Consider the following 18011-nt stretch of genomic DNA (forward strand, 5'->3'; position numbering starts at 1 on the left):
TGTACATTGGACGAAGACTGCACCAAGTGACCAGTGTGCCTTTGTGGTCAATAGTGGGAGAAGTTTTCCCTTTTCCTGATTCAAGTATGAAGTTGCCGCTCCGATGAGTGATCATGTTGCTGAAAGAGCTGGCATATAACTTTATTGAGGAGGGGCGATGAAACGACTGGTCTTTTTCGTGTTGCTGTCCAGCGCGGTGACGGGCTGTGCCACAACCACTCCCGTCGTAATCAATGACGGTGTCAGGAGCCGTACCTTTATTCCCTGCACTACCGACTCGCTGTGCTTTCGCGACGGGTACAACGTGACCTGGGACAACTGGTGCGCCAACATCAACCGCGACTATCCCGTGTCCTACCGGCTGAAGCAGTTCGAGTACATGTCCAACCGCGTGGAGTACATCCTGCTGCCGCGCACCGAGATCGGCCGCGAGGGAGGTGACCAGTGAGATACCACGTAAAGGCTTTGGCACTGCTCACCATCGGACTCTGTTCGGCATGCGCCAACTCGGCCGCCATGGGCCCCGCTTCCGTGCACAGGGATGCCGACAGCTACCAAAAAGAAAGCCTCGAGTCCAACCAGCGCTACATCGTCGACGAGCCGTTGCAGGTCCAGGACAGCCTGACCCAGGTGGGAAAATTCAACGCCCGCATGATCTTCATGACCGACCAACTGGAGAGAAACGCCGACAGGAAGAGCCTGGAGAACACCTTTATCGTCACGAGCTTCGTCAATCTCGACAACCTCAACGAGACCACCTCCTTTGGCAGGCTGGTCGCCGAGGACGTGATCCACGAGCTCCAGGTACGCAAGTGGAAGGTCTACGAGGTGAGGCTTGCCAAGGATACCACCGTCAACGAGCACGGCGAGTTCTCCCTAAGCCGCGACATCCAGAAGATCCGGGCCCTCTACAAGATCGGCGGCGTGGTCACCGGGACCTATTCCGTTGCCGACAACCATCTCATCGTCAACGCGAGGGTGATGGACATCGGCACCGGGCTCGTCATTTCCTCCGGGCAGATCCATCTCCCCAGGAGCCACTACATCGACAGCCTGCTCTTCCGCGAGGACAAGCTGAGCACCATGAAGATCGTCGGGGATACCCCTTACAGCTGCCGCGACATCCCGACCTGCTGGGGCGGCCAGAGTACGGCAGGTGAGGGGATCCGTAAATGAAACCGGTGCGCCTTATGCTCATTGCCCTCGTCGCCGGGTCCCTCCTGTCGGGATGCGCGGGGACCTTGCCCATCACGGTGGGGGGGGACTGTCACAACAAGACCCTGCCCATGCTGCTCGATGCGACCGACATGAAGACGCTGTTCCACGACATGGCCCTGGAGTTGTGCACCGACAAGTGCGCCGACCGCCAGAGCTGCGCGCCCGCCTCCTGCCAGAATGAGACCGGCGGCAGGGCGACGGTCATGGTGACGGACTTCGCCGACTTGCAGAGCCTCGTTCCGAGCCAGTCGGGGATGCTCATGGGCGAGCTGATGCGGGGCGGGCTGAACTCGGTGTGCTGCTACAAGATCGTGCAGGCGGAGTTCGCCAAGTACTTCAAGCTCTCCGAGAACGGGCTGGTGGTGCTGACGCGCAGGGCCACCGAGGTGAAGAAAAACGAGTACCAGCAGCCCGAGGCGGTGGTGGGAACCTACACCTACCTGAGCAACAACAAGGTCCTCGTCTTCGCCCGCAAGATGGACACCGAGACCGGCACCATCTCGAAGATGGTGACCCGGGAGCTCACCTATTCCTGCGGCGGGAGCTCGGTCATCAACTACACCGTGAAGTAGGCCGGGTGCGGCCGAGGGGCAAAAAGATGGAAAAGGCTTACCCGCTGCCGGGTAGGCCTTTTCGTTTTGGATGTTTCTTTATGCGTAGTTTCGGTAACACCCGCCGAAGGGAGGCAACACCGGCAGGTGAGAAGCGAAAAGTTTGGGGAGGCATAAAGGCATGGCGCGCAACGGCTCGATGTGCAGAAGGTTTCACCACGAGGTGAAACCTTCTGCACCGACTTTGGGGGGAGCCCGCCAGGTCGGCCGCTGTAACAGCCGGTAATCACAACCGGCGAGGAGAGGCGGCTTACATGGCATGGCTCGTGTAAAGAACATTCGCAGCAGTAACAACCCCTTCAAAGGAGTACGACCCATGAAAAGAACGTTGGCGATTTATGCGGTGACCGCGATTACCCTGCTTTCATTTGCCAGCCAGGGCATGGCCCGGGGCGGGATGGGAGGAGGCGCCGGCCATGGCGCCGGCCATGGCGCCGGAGCAGGGATGGGCGCCGGAGCAGGTGCCGGAGCGGGTGCCGGAGCGGGTGCCGGAGCGGGTGCCGGAGCAGGGATGGGTGCCGGAACGGGAGCCGGCGCCGGTATGGCTGGCGCTGCCGCGACTGGGATGACCAACGGAGTTCGGGGGACTCACGCAAACATGGCCGCGTCCCAGTCGAAGACGACCATGCCGCAATCGATGAAGGACAGGGCGCTTGCCATGCATCAGGCTGCAGGACGGACGGCGACGCCGGCTACTCCCTAGCAGGGCAACCGCGTAAAGGAACAAGGTACACGGCGGGCCCGGTAGCGGACCCCACAGCACTGAATGAAAGGCTTGCCTCGTTGGAGGTAAGCCTTTTTTCGTGTGACCGCGAAGCTCATCACCGCCGATGATCTCCCTGCTCCCCGGTACCTGCGGGTTCATTCGCCGACCCGGCGAGAGCCGGGAGGGTGACCGTCGCCTTGGTCCCCCTGCCGGGTTCCGACTCGAACGCCAGGCTGCCGCCATGCTCCTTGACGATGGACGAGGAGATGTACAGCCCAAGTCCCGTCCCCCCCTTGTTGATCCTCATGGTGAAAAACGGCTCGGTGAGGCGCGCGAGCACCTCCTCGGACATGCCGTCTCCCTCGTCCTCGACGCTCAGGTTCACCGTCTCCCGCTCGCGGTCGTGCCAGGTCGTCACCACCACGCCGCTGTTCTTGTCCGGCAACGACTGCAGCGCGTTCATGACCAGGTTGATCACCACCTGGTCGATCTGCTGCTGGCTCCCCTGCACGGTCGGGAGATTCTGCCACAGCTCCATGCGGTACTTGTCGGTGTGACGCTGGATGTGGTGCCACAGGATGGCGGCTGAGTTCTCCACGCTCCGGTTCACGTCGATGGTCCCCTGCATGTCCAGCTCCGCGGGTTTACTGAAGTTCTTCATGTCCCGCACGATCTTGTCGATCTGCTGTGAGCCGTCCCTGATGCCGTCGTGCAGCTTGGGGACCATGTCCAGCACCTCGTCGTAGGTGAAGCCACCGAGCTCGAACTCTCCTTCCGCCTCCCGGGACGCCCGCAACCGCGCCAGGGCGTCCCGCGTGATCTGGGTCAGCACGGTGTTGTTGATGGAGATGCAGTGGTTGGGGTTGTTGATCTCATGCGCGACGCTGGAAACCAGCATCCCCAGGGAGGTCATCTTGTTGGTCTGGATCAGCTTGGCCTGGGTGGCACGGATCTCCTGCTCCAGGCGCAGCTTCTCCGAAATGTCCCGGATCGAGCAGAGCAGCAGTTCCTCGTCCTTGAGCCGGATCTTGGTGCCGCGCAGCGAGATGACGATCTTCTCGCCCCCCGTCTTGTAGCTCGCTGCCCGTTGCAGGAATCCCTGCGAGGTGTCGTGCTGGGCGAGCTCGGCCCTGAGCTTGCGCAGGTCCGGGGCGTCGATGAGGGTCTCCATGCTGAGCGACTGCAGCTCCTCGCGGCGCAGCCCGTAGAGCGCGAGCGCCGCGGGGTTGGCGTCGATCACCTGCAGCGTCTCCAGTTTCATCAGGATGACGGGGTCGTCGTTTTGCAAAAAGACCTGGTAGAAGCGCTCCTCGCTCTCTTTGAGCTCGCTCTTGGCCCGGGCGAAGTCGGTGATGTCGCGACCTTCGGCGACCAGGTAGATGACCGCTCCCGCCTCGTCCCGGATCGGTGAGAGGGAGAAGTCGACGTGGCGCAGCTCTCCCTGGTGGTCCAGGTGGGTGGTCTCGAAACGGGCCGGGATTCCCTGGCAGCCGGTGGCGATCGATGCCCGCAACTGTTCACGCAGCTCCGGGGCGTGGCGCCACCAGGGGGTGTCCCAGTAGGGGAGCCCTATGACGGCCTCCTTGGTGGCCCCGACCAGGGCCAGCGCGGTGCGGTTGGCGTCGACCAGCGTCCCGTCAGGGGTAAGTAGCCCCTGGTAGTGGAAGGCGTGGTCGGTGACCGAACGCAGCAGCCTTTCACCCTCCACGAGCTGCTGCTCCCGGTAGCGGATCTCGTCCGCCATGCTGAGCAGGTCGCCCGCCAGCTGCTCCACCTCGGCGATCTCCCCCGGCGGCCAGGGAGGCGATTTGTGGCCGGTGGCGACCCGGCGCGCGAAGCCCGCCAGTTCCTCCAGGCGGCGCGACAGGCGGCGGGCCAGGAACAGGGAGGCCGACAGGGCGAGCAGCAGCGCGGCGACGGCACCGGCCGCCACGTTGCGCGTGGTGATGACCACGGAGCGGTAGGCGCTCTGCACTGGCTGGGCGACCAGGACGTACCAGCCGATATGGCTGGAGCGCATCATGGTGCCGACCAGGGCGCGCCCCTGCAGCCGGAACTCTCCGCTCACCGGCTGCCCCGAGGCGAGGCCGCTGCGCACCAGGGGGATGTCGCCCATGAAGCGGGGAGCGGCCGGGGCGATGCCCCCCTGGTCCGCGATCACCTGGCCGTTGCCGTCGATGAGGATGATGTCCTGACCCGCGCCCCCGACGATGTCGCGCATGGACCCGATCAGCTTGGCCAGGTCGACCTCGCCGATGACGACCAGGTCGCCGCTGGGGACTCCCACCGCGATGGAGACTCCCTTGCCGAAAGCGGAGGGGAAGGTGTTGGACCAGACCGGCTTCCCCTCGCGCCGGGTGTCGCGGAAGAGCTGCTCATGGGCCAGGCTGGTCCGCTCCATGGTCCGGTGGTCCTGCAGGGTGTGACGGTGTTCCTTGGGGATGCCCGCCGCCCTGATCCGGCCGTCGGGGAGGACGGCATAGAGCAGGTTGAGTGAGCCCGATGCCTCCACCTCGGCATCGAGGATTTCCTGCAGCCCGCCCAGGGAGCCGGGGCGGGAAAGGGGGAGGGCGGCCACCGCCCTGACGTCGGTGAGCGCGGCGGAGAGGTAGTTGTCGAGAGCGACGCCGAAGGCCCGCGCCAGTTCGCGCTGTCCGGCGGCGACGTCCTGGGTGATGTGGGGGAGCAGCAGGAAGACGTTCAAAAAGACGACCAGCAGGAAGGGGATTACCGCCAGAAAGGTCGACTGCAGCGACAGTATCCTGCGAAAACGGTGGGTGGGCACGGGGCTCCTCGCGATGTGGCTCCCCCGCAGGGAGGCTGCCATGGGCATTCGGCGCGAAAAAAATTCTTTTGCTTTTAACATTTTGAGGCTAAGCTGGCAAACACATTTGACTATAAGCATTAGTTGATAGCAAGAGACGGCGGAGCGTACATGACAGCACAGGGCAACAAGAAGGGCGCGGCAGACCTGATCCTCCTGGTGGACGACGAGCCCCAGATACTGTTCGGATCGTCGCTGATGCTCAGGCAGGCGGGGTTGGGAAGGGTGCAGACGCTGGAGGACATCCGCCAACTGCTCCCCTTTCTGGCCGAGGAAGAGCCGGGGGTGATTGTCCTGGACCTGCAGATGCCGCACATCTCGGGCAAGGAGATGCTCGGGGAGCTCTCCTGCGGCTATCCGGCCATCCCGGTGATCATCGTCACCGCGGCCAACGAGCTCGACACCGCCATCGACTGCATGAAGCTCGGCGCCTTCGACTACATCGTCAAGCCGGTCGATGCCACCCGGTTCGTCACCAGCGTCAGGAAGGCGCTGGACCGCAACACCATGCAGCGCGAGATCGAATCGCTGCGCGAGTCGCTTTTGACCGGCAAGCCCGCCAACGAGGAGGCCTTCTCCGGAATCAAGACCAGGAGCCCGCGCATGAAGGCGATCTTCAGCTACCTCGAGGCGGTGGCCCCCACCGAACAGCCGGTGCTGATCACCGGTGAGACCGGGGTGGGCAAGGAGCTGATCGCGCGCGCCCTGCACGAGCTGAGCGGGCGCCGTGGGCCGTTCGTCCCGGTCAACAGCGCCGGCGTCGACGACCATGTCTTCTCGGACACCCTCTTCGGACACAAGAAGGGGGCCTTCACCGGCGCCGACCACGCGCGCGACGGCATGATCGTGCGCGCCGCCGGCGGGACGCTCTTTCTCGACGAGATCGGCGAGATGTCCCTCGCCACCCAGGTGAAGCTTTTGCGCCTTTTGCAGGAAGGGGAGTACTACCCGCTGGGCTCCGACGTCGCCTCCGCCAACCAGGCCCGGGTGGTGGTGGCGACCAACCGCGACCTCGGCGCCGCCATCGGCGAGGGGACCTTCCGGCGCGACCTCTACTACCGGCTCTGCGCCCACCAGGTGCACATCCCCCCGCTGCGCGAGCGGACCGAGGACATCCCGCTTCTTTTGGAGACCTTCGTGGAGGAGGCGGCCCGCACGCTGCACAAGGAGGTCCCGGAGTACCCCTACGAACTGGCGAGCCTTTTGGCCGGGTACAGCTTCCCGGGGAACATCCGCGAACTGCGCGCCATGGTCTTCGACGTGGTGACCCGGCACCAGCGGGGGAGGCTTTCCCTGGCGCCCTTCAAAGACGCTACCGGCGTCGGGCTTGCGGCCACGGCCCCCGAGCCCGACGAGGGGGGGCAATGGCTGAACCTCGCCGCCGGGTTCCCCACCCTGGCCCAACTTACCCAAAGCCTCATAGAGGCCGCCCTGAAGCGCTCCGGGGGCAACCAGAGGGCAGCCGCGGACCTTTTGGGGATCAGCCGCCAGGCGCTCAATCAGAGAATTAGCAAAAAATAATGTAATACTGCCGCATATTTAGCCTTAAATTCCGCTTAACCCACCTCCGCAGCGACTCGTTCGGGCAAGATTTCTTGCCTTGTCAAGTTTTCTTGCTCGATTGTGTAAACAGCGGGCGTTTAATGAGAACTTCGGCTGTTCCCTTCCTTTTGTCAATTTTTCTTGCTCCCCCGTAACCGCCCCCCCAGACTTTGCATCCGTTGCAAGTGCCGCCAGTAGGGAACTGCGCAATTTCACCAGCGCTGGCACGGGGCTTGCCATACCGCCCCCTGTGCGGCACGAACTCCAGTTCCGACCGGCCGCTCTGCCGCTCCCGCTCCAACGCCCTCACCCCAGCCCTCTCCCGGAGGGAGAGGGGAGGTAGAAGCATGTGGCGGAAGATCATGCCTAATCAGGAAAGAAAAACGAGGTGCGCGATGCTCAAGAAGGTGCTGGTAGTAGATGATTCGGAAATGATCCACAAGATGTACCGCCTGGTGCTGAACCGCTACAACTGCGAGATTCTCGACGCCATGGACGGACAGCAGGCGCTCGACATGCTGGAGACGCACCAGGGCATCCAGCTCATCCTGCTCGACATCAACATGCCGGTGATGAACGGGGTGCAGTTCCTGGAGAAGGCGGGCGCGCTCGGCTACCCCCAAAGGATCCCGGTCGTCATCATCAGCACCGAAGGTAAGGAGGGCGATACCATCCGCGGCCTGCAGTTGGGCGCCAAGGGGTACGTCAAGAAGCCCTTCAATCCCACCCTGCTGCACGAGCTGATCGAGAAGCTCCTGCTCCCCTCGGGCGGCGCTGCCGAGTTCGACCAGCGCCGCTGCGCCAACACCCTGTAAGCTGGCGGCCGTCGGGACCCGCGGCGCCTGCGGCGCCCGGTGCCGGCCCGCACCCGCTTGGAAAGGTAGAGAGATGATGCTGAACAAGGTTCTTGTAGTCGACGATTCCGCGCTGATCCACCAGATGTACCACCTGGTATTGGCGCGCTACCGCTGCCAGGTGCTCGACGCGAGCAACGGGCTGGAAGCGCTGGACATCCTGGCCCGGCAGTACGACGTGCAGCTTGTGCTGCTGGACATCAACATGCCGGTGATGAACGGGGTGCAGTTTTTAGAGAAGGCGTCGGCACTGGGGATCACGGAGCGGGTCCCGGTGGTCATCGTCAGCACCGAGGGGCGGGAAGCCGATACCGTGCAGGGACTCAAGCTGGGGGGGAGCGGCTACCTGACCAAGCCCTTCACGCCGAGCCAGCTGCACGAGGTGATTGTCAAGGTGCTCGCGGCCGGGGGGACCGGTCACGAGGCGGCAGAGGTGACGGCCCTTGAACGGTGAGTGCGATTTCTCAGTCCTGATCGGCGATTTCGTCGAAGACGCCGGGGGACACCTGGACGCGGTGGAGGGGTTCCTCCTCGAGTTGGAGCGGCGCGCCCCGGAAGGCTGCGACGGCGAGCTGGTCACCCTGATCCAGGGGCACTTGCACACCCTCAAGGGGAACTCCGGGATGATGGGGCTCGTGCCGCTGCAGCAGTACGTGCACCGCCTGGAAGAGGTGATGAAGGAGACCGGCGCCGGGGTGCTCGCCCTGGGCCCTGCGTTCTTCGGCACGCTCTACGGCGGCGTCAATGCGCTCCGCTCGGCACTGTTTGCCTTCGCCCAGTCCCCTGACGCCGCGCTTAATTTCGCCGCCGAGGAGACCGCCCTGGAGGCGCTGCGCGCAGCGCCCGAGGCCGCGGCGGAGGCGGAGGCGGTGGCGGTGGCCGTGCCCAGCCCCGCGGCCGACAGCGCCGCCCCGGCAGCCGGGGCGGTCGCCTCCCGTCCCGCCACCCCGGCGGAATTCGGCTACATCACCCAGAAAAGCAGCACCCTCAAGGTGAACTTCGAGAAGCTGGACGAGCTCTTGAACCTGATGGGGGAGCTGGTCATCCAGCGCACCGCCCTTGCCACCCTGGAAAAGCGCCTGCGCGAAGAGGTCACCGACCGGGAACTGCTGAACGCCTTCAACGAGACCAGCCAGCTGATCGGCAAGAGTACCGACGACCTGCGCCAGTCCATCATGAAGGTGCGCATGCTCCCGGTGAAGAGCGTGTTTCAGCGCTTCCAGCGCCTGGTGCGCGACCTCTCGGTGGGGCACGGCAAGGAGGTGCGCCTGCTCCTGGCCGGTGAGGAGACCGAGCTGGACAAGACGGTGCTAGACGAGATCGGCGAGCCTTTGCTGCACCTGATCAGGAACGCGGTGGACCACGGCCTGGAGACGCCCGCCGAGCGGCGCGCCCGCGGCAAGGAGCCCCGCGGCACCCTGACCCTCGGGGCGCGCCACGAGAGCAACCACATCGTCATCTCGGTCTCCGACGACGGCCGCGGCATGGACCCGGAGGAGATCCGCAGGAAGGCGATAGAGCGCGGCGTGCTGGAGCCGGAAGCGGCCCGGGCCATGAGCGAGGCGGAACTCCTGCAGCTGGTCTTCGTGCCCGGTTTCTCGACCAGGAGCGAGGTGACCGAGACCTCCGGCCGCGGCATCGGGCTCGACGTGGTCAAGAAGATCGTCTCCTCGTTAAACGGCATCATCGAGATCGAGTCCAAGGTGGGGCGCGGCACCACCTTCACCATGATGCTGCCGTTGACCCTGGCCATCATCACCGCGCTCATGGTGGAGGTGGCGGGCGAGACCTACGCGGTGCCGCTCTCCGGGGTCCTCGAGAGCGTCCAGGTGCAGGCAGCGGAGTTCCACGACACCGGCAACGGCGAGGTGATCATGCTGCGCGACCGGGTGCTCCCGCTGCATCGGCTGGACCGCTTCTTCGGGCGGGAGAGCGGCGCACAAAAAGAACAGGAGTACGTGGTGGTGGTCGCCAGCGGCGACAAGAAGGGGGGACTAGTGGTGGACCGGTTGGTCGGCCAGCAGGAGATCGTCATCAAGGGACTGGACGACTACCTGGGTGAGCTCCCCGGTATCTCCGGCGGCACCGTGCTCGGCGACGGCAGGGTCTCCCTCATCATAGATATCCCCTCGATACTGGGGCGCTGAACCTAAAGGCATAAGAGTTATCGCAAAGGAGAAAGGCATGGCAGAGCAATTTATCCTCCCAAGCTCGGGGCTCGCGGAGGACGTGCTGGCCCGGTTCATCGAACAGGCCCAGGAGGAGGTGGACCGGGGTACGCTGGTCGACTCCACGGCCCAGGGTGGAGGGGCGCTGCAACTGGTCACCTTCCGGCTGGGCAAGGAAGAGTACGGCGTCGACATCAACAGCGTCCAGGAGATCATCCGGGGGGGCGGCATCACGGATGTCCCCGGGGCCCCCCCCCACGTCGAGGGGGTCATCAACCTGCGCGGCAAGATCATCCCGGTGGTCAACCTGCGCCGGCGCTTTGCCCGCCCCGACATCGAGGCCAACGAGGAGCAGCGCATCGTGGTGGTGGAACTGGGCGAGAAGCGCCTGGGGATGCTGGTCGACTCGGTGCGCCAGGTGATCCAGTTCTCCACCAGCCTCGTCGAGGAGATGCCCGAGGACGCCACCACCCCCGAGGCGAGCTACATCCGGGGCATGGCGAAGCTCGATACCCGCCTGGTCATCATCTTGAACCTCAATCGTGCCCTCTTGCTCTAGCACGCGGCACTACCAGTAAAGGAGAAGGAGATGTTAAAGAACGTTCGCATAGGGGGCCGGCTCGGCCTTGGTTTCGGCATCATGCTGGTCATCGTCATGGCGGTTGGCGGCACCGGCTACTGGGGAGTGAAGGAGAGCACCCAGACCACCATCGCCATGCTGCAGGGGGACGCCACCATCTCGGAAAACGCCTCCCGGGCACGCGCCAACGTGGTGGGGCTTCGGCGCTACGAGAAGGACCTCTTCCTCAACATCGGTGACCGCGACAAGGAAAAGGAGTACCTGGGCAAGTGGAACGAGCAGCGCGAGCACCTGGAGAACCGCCTGAAGGACCTGGACAAGATCGTGGTGCTGCAGAAGGAGAGGGACGAGATCAAGGCGATGAAGGAGGAGCTCGCCGCCTACGAGGCGGGCTTCACCAAGATCTACCAGCAGATCGAGGCGGGGCGCATCAAGAGCCCGGCCCAGGCCAATAACGCCGTCGAGCCCTACAAGGCGGGCATCCACAAGTTCGAGTCCGTCTCCAAGGATATGGCCGACGAGAGCAACAAGCGCATGGACAGCAAGGAGAAGGTGATGATCGACCTCTCCCGGCACGTGACCCTTCTTGTGCTGGGAAGCGTACTGGTGAGCCTCGTGGTGGGGATCCTGGTGAGCTTTTTGATCACCCGCAGCATCACCGCCCCCATCAATGCTGCGGTCGAGGTGGCCAAGACCGTGGCCGCGGGCGATCTCACCGTGACCGTCGAGGTGAACTCCAAGGACGAGGTGGGCGAGCTGCTCTCGGCCATGCAGACCATGGTGCAGAACCTCATGGCCATGATCGGCAAGATCCGCGGCACCTCCGGCGAGGTGGCCTCCGCTGCCGGCCAGATCTCGGCCAACACGCAGCAGCTCACCAAGTCGGCGCACGGCCAGGCCTCGGCCACCGAGGAGACCTCGGCCACCATGGTGCAGATGGCCGCCTCGATCCAGACCGTCGCCGCCAACGCCGATTCCCTGGCCGCCAACGCGGACGAGGTATCCTCCTCCATCGAGGAGCTGGGCGTTTCCAGCGAGCAGGTGGCCAAAAGCGCCGACGTGATGGCGAGCGCAGTCGCCGAGACCTCGGCCACCATCGAGCAGATGACCATCTCCATCGAGAACGTGGCGCAAAACGCGGACGAACTGATGACCTCGGTCGCCGAGACCTCCGCGACCATCGAGCAGATCACCGTCTCCATCGACCAGGTGGCCAGCAACTCCCAGGAGCTGCAGAAGGTGGTGGCCGATTCCTCCTCCACCATCGAGGAGATGGCCGCGTCCATCCGCCAGGTGGCAAGGAACGTCGAGGAGGCGGACCAGGTGGCCAAGGGGGCGGCCAAGGAAGGAAACGCCGGCCTCGAGGCGGGTCAGCAGGCGGTGACCGCCATGGGGCGCGTGGCCGAGGTGATCGAGAAGACCTCCGACTCCATCCTGAACCTGGGGCGGCGCTCCGAGGAGATCGGCAACATCGTCAAGGTGATCGGCGAGATCGCGGACCAGACCAACCTCCTGGCCCTGAACGCCGCCATAGAGGCGGCGCGCGCCGGCGACGCCGGGCGCGGCTTCGCCGTGGTGGCCGACGAGGTGAGAAAGCTCGCCGAGCGCAGCATGGGGGCCACCAAGGAGATCGCCCTGGTGATCCGCCAGGTGCAGGCCGACACCGGCGAGTCGGTGAAGTACGGCGAGATCGCCTCCCAGGAGGCCAAGAACTCCATGGAACTGATCACCCTGGCCGGCAACTCTCTGGAGAACATCGTCTCCAGCATCGAGCGCACCAGCACCCTCATGTCCGACATCGCCCGCATGACCGCCGAGCAGTCCAATGCCTCGAACCAGGTGCTGAGGGCGGTGGAGCAGATGAGCGGGGCCTCGGACGTGGTGGCCAACGCCGCCCGCGAGCAGGCGACCGGCGGCAGACAGATCCGGATCGCCGTGGAGCGGATGAACCAGCTCACCCAGGAGGTGACCGGTTCCGCCAAGGAGCAGGCCTTGGGGAGCCGCCAGATCCGCATCGCGGTGGAGAACATGAACCAGGTCACCAGCCAGGTGACCCTGGCCACCCGCGAGCAGTCCCTGTCCGCGCGCCAGATCGTGGCCGCCGTGAACAGCATGACCGCCATGACCCAGTCGGTCGCCAACGCCACCTCCGAACAGAAGAAAGGGGGCGAGATGGTGGTGGTCGCCATGGACAACATCAGCGACATCACCCGGGAGAACCTCTCCGCCGTCGAGCAGCTCTCGCGCGCGGCGCAGAACCTGACCCAGCAGGCCGACGAGATGACGGCGCTGGTAGGGACCTTCAAGGTGGCCTGACATGGAACGAGCGGGGAACCTGGCATACCGGGACGGGGCGCCGGACCCGTACCTGGAGCGGATCCGGGAGCGGGTCTTCCAAAGGAGCAGGCTCTACTTCGGGCCGCGCAAGCTCTCCCTGTTCCGGCAGCGGCTGGAAAGCAGGCTGGCGCAGCTCGGGCTCTCCGATTACGAGGCCTACCTGAGCCTTTTGGAACAGACCCCGGCAGAGTACGGCTCCCTGCTCGACCTGATGACCATCAACGAGACCTTCTTCTTCAGAAACCCGGACCAGTTCCGCCACCTGCAACAGGTGGTGCTCCCTGAGCTGGAACTGGTCCGGGGGCGGGAGCTGATGCGCTCGTGGGGGGAAAGCGGCAGCGCCGGCGACAAGGTCATGAAGCTGCGCGTCCTGTGCGCCGGCTGCTCCACCGGCGAGGAGCCCTACTCCGTGGCCATGACCCTCCTGGAGGGGCTGCGCTACCCCAAGGCCTGGGACATCGAGGTCGTCGCCGGCGACATCAGCAAGAGCTGTCTCGATACGGCGCGGGTGGGGTACTACGAGACGGACCGGCTGCAGCAGATCCCGTCCCACCTGGTGCAGAAATATTTCGTGCCGAGCGCCGGCGGCGCCTTCGTGGGGGAGGACCTGAGGGCGCTGGTGCGCTTCATGCCGCTCAACCTGAACCAGCTCATGGAGGGGGAGCTCCCCCCGGGCCTTGCCACCGGCTGGGGCGGCTTCGACCTCGTCTTCTGCCGCAACGTGATGATCTACTTCGCGCCGGGGTGCCAGCAGCTCCTCGTGGAAACCCTCTCGCGGCTCATGGCCCCGGGGGGGCACCTGTTCACCGGCGACGCCGAGCCGCTGCATCTTTTCAGCCACGACCTCGCCGCAGTCCCCGATGCCAGCTGTCTCGTCTACCGGAAAATGGAGAACATAGAACATGCTTCAACCTTATGATCCCGTTGGTCCCGAATTGACCCGCCTGCAGGAACGTTCACTCCCGGAGCTGCTTCTGTTCGTCGGCGATGCCGAGCGCGGTCGCAAGAGCGAGGCCCTGGACACCATCATCGGCCGCGGGCTGGAAGCGATCTATCCCGCACTCGAGGCGGCGGTGCGCGACAATGACAACGCCGACCTGAGAAACGGCGCCATGGAAGTGCTGGTGCAGATCGGGGGGGACGCGGTGCCGCGCCTGGGGCGGCTGCTCACCGACGCAGACGTGGAGATCCGCAACTTCAGCGCGGTGATGCTGGGCGACATCGGCAGTCGCGACGCGGTGGACTACCTGATCCGGGCACTGGCCGACCCGGACAGCAACGTGAGCCACTCCGCCGCTGAGGCGCTGGGCAAGATCGGCGACCGCAGCGCCCTGGTGCCGCTGTTGGAACTTCTCAAGGGGGATTTCTGGCTGCAGTACCCGGCCATCTGCGCCATCGGAGAGCTGCGCGACTACCGCGCCGTGCCGCACCTTTTGCCGCTGCTCGATAACGAGATGCTGCGCGGCGCTGTGGTTGAGGCGCTGGGCAAGGTGGGGGACCACCGCGCCCTGTACGCGCTGGCCGGGATCCTCCCCTTCGTGGAAGAGAACCTGGCGCGCGGCGTGGCCCGTGCCATGGCGTCCATCATCACCACCCTGAACGACCAGGAGAGCTACAAGAACCGCATCGCCATGGGGAGTCAACAGGACCAGCTGCGCCAGCTCCTCTCCGCGCGGGGCGTGGAACGGCTCAAGTCGATGCTTTGGGAAGCCGGCGACGCCGAGACATCCCAGGCGGCGGCGATGCTCCTGGGGTGGATGGGGGAGCTCTCCGCCATCGACGGATTTTTCGGGCTCCTGGGCGACGAGCGCAACCACCAGGTGGTCGAGAACGCGGTGCTCTGCCTGGGGAGAGACGCTGAAGACAAGCTGCTGGCCGCCCTGGAGCATGACAGCGCCGCGGTGCGTCTGGTCGCCCTGCGCGCGCTGCGCTGGCTCGGCGTCCCCTGTGCGGCCGGCGAACTGGCGCGCCTGCTCTCCCAGGACGAAGAGCCGGTACAGCTCGAGGTGCTGGAGACGCTGCAGTCGTTCCCGGAAGAGTCGCTGCTGCCGCAACTGCAGCTCCTTCTGGCTGAAGGGAGCGACGCGCTGGCGCAGCAGGCGGCCGAGGTGCTGGCCCGCCATCGTCTCGGCCCCGTGCTGGAACTCTTCGACCGGCTGGCGCACTCCCCCTCGGTGCAGTCGCGGCGCCGGGCCGCCATGCTCCTGGGGTGCCTGAAGCAGGGTGGCGGGGTGGAGAACCTGCGCCTGCTCTGCCTGGACGACGAGCCCGAGGTGCGGACCGAAGTGGTGCGCTCCATCGGCAGGCAGCAGGTCAGCCAGGCCGTGCCGCTTTTGTGCCGGGCGCTGTGCGACCCCGAGGAATCGGTGCGCGAGGCGGCGGTGCTCGCCGCGGCGGAACTGGGTGAGACCATGCTCCTGGACGAGCTTTTGGCCCTCTTGGGCAGCGGCCGCGAGGACCTCGACTACTGCGTGATCCGTGCGCTGGGCGACATGGGGGCGCGTGACGCCGGGAGCTTCCTGGTGCAGTACCTGGTCGGGGGGGTGTCGCGCCAGCTCGAGTACGCCATCGTGGAAACCCTGGGGAAGCTCGCCTACAAGGAGGCTTCCGAGCTGGTGGTCAGGCGCTACCTGAACCACGCCGATCCCGACTTCAGGCGGCTCGCCGTCTACACCCTGGGTGAACTGGGCGACCAGGAGTCGCTCAAGGCGGTCGAGGAAGCGGTGGGGGATGCGCACTGGAGCGTGCGCATCGCGGCGCTGCGCGTGCTGGGCAAGATCGGCGGGGGGCGCGAGCTGCCGCTGCTCCTCAAGGGGGTCAACGATGCCGACGCCATGGTGCGCAAGCACGCCATCACCGTGCTCGGGGAGTTGCGTAACCCCGTTACCGTGCCGGAGCTGGTGGCACTGCTCGACGACCCGGAGGTGGGGAGGCAGGCCTTCGAGGCGCTGGTGACCTTCGGGCGTGGCGGGCTCCCCTGGCTGCACCGTATCATGAAGAAGAACTACAGCGCCGAGCTGCGCGAACGGGTCATCGACGTGATCGGGAAGATCGCGGACCACAAGAGCGTGGACGCGCTTTTGGAGCTTCTCTACGACGAGAGCGAGATCGTCCGGCTCGCCGCCATCGACGCATTGTGCCACTGCTACGATTCCCTGCCGCTCAAGCGCCTGATCCAGGTGAGAAAGGACGACCGCAGCGTCGAAGTCCGCACCAGGGCCGAGCTTGCGCTGAAGAGTTTCGCGCAGCAGGAATACCTTTGATGACCGTTGCGAAGATCGCGATGCAGGCTGAGGAGTTCAGGCTGATCAGGGAGTACGTGGCGGAGTCGATGGGGCTCGTGCTGGAGGAGGGGACGCACAAGGGGCTGGCCGCGAAGCTGTCGCCGCGGCTGCAGGAGCTGAGGCTGAAGAGCTTCGCCGAGTATTACAGCTACCTCAAGTTCTCCCCGGGGCGAAGCGCGGAGTGGCAGCGCCTGGTCCCCCTCATCACCAACAACGAGACCTACTTCTTCAGGGAGGCCGCGCAACTCTCGGTCCTGGTGCAGCAGGTGCTGCCGGCGCTCAAGGAAAGCAAACTCGCCCGCGGCGAGCGCTCGCTGCGTATCCTCTCGGCCGGCTGCTCGACCGGCGAGGAGGTCTACACCCTCGCCATGCTCCTTTTGGAGTCGGGGGGCTTCACCTGGGACTGGGACGTGCGCATAGCCGGCATCGACGTCGATGAGCGGGTACTGGACGCGGCCCGGCAGGGGAGTTACGGCGAGCGTGCCTTCTGGGCCACCGAGCCGCACCTGGTGGAGAGGTACCTGAAGCGCCAGGGCGACCGGTACGTGGTGCGGGACATCCTGAGGAAGTGGACCAGCTTCACCCAGGGCAACCTGCTCGACCTGGCCGATACCGCGGCGGGGGAGCAGTACGACGTCATCCTGTGCCGCAACGTCCTGATCTATTTCGCGGACCAGACCGTCCAGCGGGTGGTGGACAACTTCGGCGCCCTGCAGCGGTCCGGAGCCTACCTGTTCCTCGGGCATTCGGAGTCGCTGTCCAGGACCCAGGCGTCCTACCGGCCGCTGCGGTTCCCGGGCGCCATCATCTACCAGAAGAGGGAGACAGCTTGACCGGTCCGCTGAGAAAAATAAGGGTCCTGGTGGTGGACGATTCCGCTTTCGTGCGTCGCGCCATTATCCGCATGTTCGAGAACAGCACGGATATCGAGGTGGCCGGTGTCGCCGCCAACGGCGAGAGTGCGGTGGAACTGGCCAGGGGGCTGCGCCCGGACGTGATCACCCTCGACGTGCAGATGCCGGTCCTGGACGGTCTTTCCGCGCTGGAGCTGATCATGAAGGAGTGCCCGGCACCGGTGATCATGTTCAGCTGCCTGACCGGCAAGGGAGGGGAGAAAACCATGAGGGCCCTGGAGATCGGGGCCGTGGACTTCATCGACAAGAGCTCCGCGGGAGGGGCCATGGACATCGGCGCCCTGGCCAAGGAGCTGACCGGGAAAATCAAGGTGGCCGCCCTGGTAGACCTGGAAAAGCTGCGCTGCGCGACGCAAAAGCCGGAGCCGGTGCGCCCTTCAGGGGGGCGGATCGCAAGCGCCTGCACCGAGGTCGTGGTCGTCGGGACCTCGACCGGCGGCCCCCCTGCGCTGCAACAGGTCCTGAGCCGGCTTGAGCCGCCTCCCTGTCCGGTCCTCATCGTGCAGCACATGCCCGCCGGGTTCACGACCTCGCTGGCGGCGCGGCTGGACCGCAACAGCGCTCTGACGGTCCGGGAGGCCAGTGACGGCGAAATGGTGCTCGCCGGCCACGTCTACCTTGCCCCCGCCGGCTGGCACATGCGGCTGCGGCGCCGTGACGGGGAACTCCAGGTCTGGCTCGACCCGGTGCCGGGCGGGCACCTGCACTGCCCGTCGGTCGATGCCCTATTCGAATCCGCCGCCGAGGTCTGCGGCGGCAGGTCGCTGGGGGTGGTGCTGACCGGCATGGGCAAGGACGGGGCCGACGGCGCCCGGGCCATCAAGAAGGCGGGGGGGCGCGTCGTGGTCGAGACCGAGCAGACCGCCATCGTCTACGGCATGCCCAAGGCGGTTGCACAGGCGGTCGCCGTGGACGCCGAGGTGCCCCTGTACCAGGTTGCCGATACCATAACCGCGATGGTCTAGCACCCCCG

The 18011-nt window shown here is 65.4% G+C and carries 15 protein-coding genes; 14 read left to right on the forward strand and 1 reads right to left on the reverse strand.

Going from position 1 to position 18011, the window contains the following annotated elements; genetic code table 11:
* Window positions 1–157 precede the first annotated feature (157 nt).
* The 4 genes from JFN91_RS19495 to JFN91_RS19510 all read left to right on the forward strand — a co-directional run bounded on the left by JFN91_RS19495 (window position 158) and on the right by JFN91_RS19510 (window position 2398).
* Window positions 158–448, forward strand: coding sequence for a hypothetical protein (locus JFN91_RS19495; protein ID WP_199390817.1), 291 nt, complete (start codon window positions 158–160; stop codon window positions 446–448).
* A complete protein-coding gene (locus JFN91_RS19500) occupies window positions 445–1176 on the forward strand; it encodes a FlgO family outer membrane protein (RefSeq protein WP_199390818.1) in 732 nt (243 codons plus the stop codon). The genes JFN91_RS19495 and JFN91_RS19500 overlap by 4 nt, the downstream gene beginning before the upstream one ends.
* Entirely contained in the window at window positions 1173–1790 is a 618-nt protein-coding gene (locus JFN91_RS19505; protein WP_199390819.1) for a FlgO family outer membrane protein, read from the forward strand. Before JFN91_RS19500 ends, JFN91_RS19505 begins: the two co-directional genes overlap by 4 nt.
* 455 nt (window positions 1791–2245) lie before the next feature.
* The gene (locus tag JFN91_RS19510) at window positions 2246–2398 is read left to right on the forward strand and encodes a hypothetical protein (RefSeq protein WP_199390820.1); all 153 of its coding nucleotides are present in this window, start codon (window positions 2246–2248) and stop codon (window positions 2396–2398) included.
* Between the two features lie 252 nt (window positions 2399–2650).
* Here JFN91_RS19510 and JFN91_RS22420 read toward each other — a convergent pair whose 3' ends face one another.
* Window positions 2651–5320, reverse strand: coding sequence for a PAS domain S-box protein (locus JFN91_RS22420; protein WP_199390821.1), 2670 nt, complete (start codon window positions 5318–5320; stop codon window positions 2651–2653).
* Window positions 5321–5470: 150 nt separating this feature from the next.
* Here JFN91_RS22420 and JFN91_RS19520 point away from each other — a divergent pair, with 150 nt between their 5' ends.
* The 10 genes from JFN91_RS19520 to JFN91_RS19565 all read left to right on the forward strand — a co-directional run bounded on the left by JFN91_RS19520 (window position 5471) and on the right by JFN91_RS19565 (window position 18003).
* On the forward strand, window positions 5471–6880 hold the full coding sequence (locus JFN91_RS19520; protein ID WP_199390822.1) for a sigma-54-dependent transcriptional regulator: 1410 nt from the start codon (window positions 5471–5473) through the stop codon (window positions 6878–6880).
* A 368-nt stretch (window positions 6881–7248) separates the two neighbouring features.
* On the forward strand, window positions 7249–7716 hold the full coding sequence (locus JFN91_RS19525; RefSeq protein WP_236015261.1) for a response regulator: 468 nt from the start codon (window positions 7249–7251) through the stop codon (window positions 7714–7716).
* 73 nt (window positions 7717–7789) lie between these two features.
* Window positions 7790–8209, forward strand: coding sequence for a response regulator (locus tag JFN91_RS19530; RefSeq protein WP_236015262.1), 420 nt, complete (start codon window positions 7790–7792; stop codon window positions 8207–8209).
* Window positions 8199–9902: a chemotaxis protein CheA gene (locus tag JFN91_RS19535; RefSeq protein WP_199390823.1), complete on the forward strand. Its 1704-nt coding sequence runs from the start codon at window positions 8199–8201 to the stop codon at window positions 9900–9902. The genes JFN91_RS19530 and JFN91_RS19535 overlap by 11 nt, the downstream gene beginning before the upstream one ends.
* A 37-nt stretch (window positions 9903–9939) precedes the next feature.
* Complete coding sequence (locus JFN91_RS19540) at window positions 9940–10482, forward strand: chemotaxis protein CheW (RefSeq protein ID WP_199390824.1); 543 nt, start codon at window positions 9940–9942, stop codon at window positions 10480–10482.
* Window positions 10483–10512: 30 nt separating this feature from the next.
* Window positions 10513–12819 (forward strand): methyl-accepting chemotaxis protein, encoded by a 2307-nt coding sequence (locus tag JFN91_RS19545; RefSeq protein WP_199390825.1) that lies wholly within the window; start codon window positions 10513–10515, stop codon window positions 12817–12819.
* A 1-nt stretch (window position 12820) separates the two neighbouring features.
* Entirely contained in the window at window positions 12821–13759 is a 939-nt protein-coding gene (locus JFN91_RS19550; RefSeq protein ID WP_199390826.1) for a CheR family methyltransferase, read from the forward strand.
* The gene (locus JFN91_RS19555; RefSeq protein ID WP_199390827.1) at window positions 13743–16103 is read left to right on the forward strand and encodes a HEAT repeat domain-containing protein; all 2361 of its coding nucleotides are present in this window, start codon (window positions 13743–13745) and stop codon (window positions 16101–16103) included. Before JFN91_RS19550 ends, JFN91_RS19555 begins: the two co-directional genes overlap by 17 nt.
* Window positions 16103–16957, forward strand: coding sequence for a CheR family methyltransferase (locus tag JFN91_RS19560; RefSeq protein WP_199390828.1), 855 nt, complete (start codon window positions 16103–16105; stop codon window positions 16955–16957). The genes JFN91_RS19555 and JFN91_RS19560 overlap by 1 nt, the downstream gene beginning before the upstream one ends.
* Complete coding sequence (locus JFN91_RS19565) at window positions 16954–18003, forward strand: protein-glutamate methylesterase/protein-glutamine glutaminase (protein WP_199390829.1); 1050 nt, start codon at window positions 16954–16956, stop codon at window positions 18001–18003. The genes JFN91_RS19560 and JFN91_RS19565 overlap by 4 nt, the downstream gene beginning before the upstream one ends.
* Window positions 18004–18011 lie beyond the last annotated feature (8 nt).

The organism is Geomonas anaerohicana (assembly GCF_016458305.1).
In the GTDB taxonomy this organism is placed as follows: Bacteria; Desulfobacterota; Desulfuromonadia; order Geobacterales; family Geobacteraceae; genus Geomonas; species Geomonas anaerohicana.

Coding starts and splice junctions, on each gene's coding strand:
- JFN91_RS19510 (WP_199390820.1), top strand. CDS start 2,246: ATGGCGCCGGCCATGGCGCCGGAGCAGGGATGGGCGCCGGAGCAGGTG.
- JFN91_RS19495 (WP_199390817.1), top strand. CDS start 158: ATGAAACGACTGGTCTTTTTCGTGTTGCTGTCCAGCGCGGTGACGGGC.
- JFN91_RS19545 (WP_199390825.1), top strand. CDS start 10,513: ATGTTAAAGAACGTTCGCATAGGGGGCCGGCTCGGCCTTGGTTTCGGC.
- JFN91_RS19520 (WP_199390822.1), top strand. CDS start 5,471: ATGACAGCACAGGGCAACAAGAAGGGCGCGGCAGACCTGATCCTCCTG.
- JFN91_RS19505 (WP_199390819.1), top strand. CDS start 1,173: ATGAAACCGGTGCGCCTTATGCTCATTGCCCTCGTCGCCGGGTCCCTC.
- JFN91_RS19530 (WP_236015262.1), top strand. CDS start 7,790: ATGATGCTGAACAAGGTTCTTGTAGTCGACGATTCCGCGCTGATCCAC.
- JFN91_RS19555 (WP_199390827.1), top strand. CDS start 13,743: ATGCTTCAACCTTATGATCCCGTTGGTCCCGAATTGACCCGCCTGCAG.
- JFN91_RS19540 (WP_199390824.1), top strand. CDS start 9,940: ATGGCAGAGCAATTTATCCTCCCAAGCTCGGGGCTCGCGGAGGACGTG.
- JFN91_RS19560 (WP_199390828.1), top strand. CDS start 16,103: ATGACCGTTGCGAAGATCGCGATGCAGGCTGAGGAGTTCAGGCTGATC.
- JFN91_RS19525 (WP_236015261.1), top strand. CDS start 7,249: ATGTGGCGGAAGATCATGCCTAATCAGGAAAGAAAAACGAGGTGCGCG.
- JFN91_RS19550 (WP_199390826.1), top strand. CDS start 12,821: ATGGAACGAGCGGGGAACCTGGCATACCGGGACGGGGCGCCGGACCCG.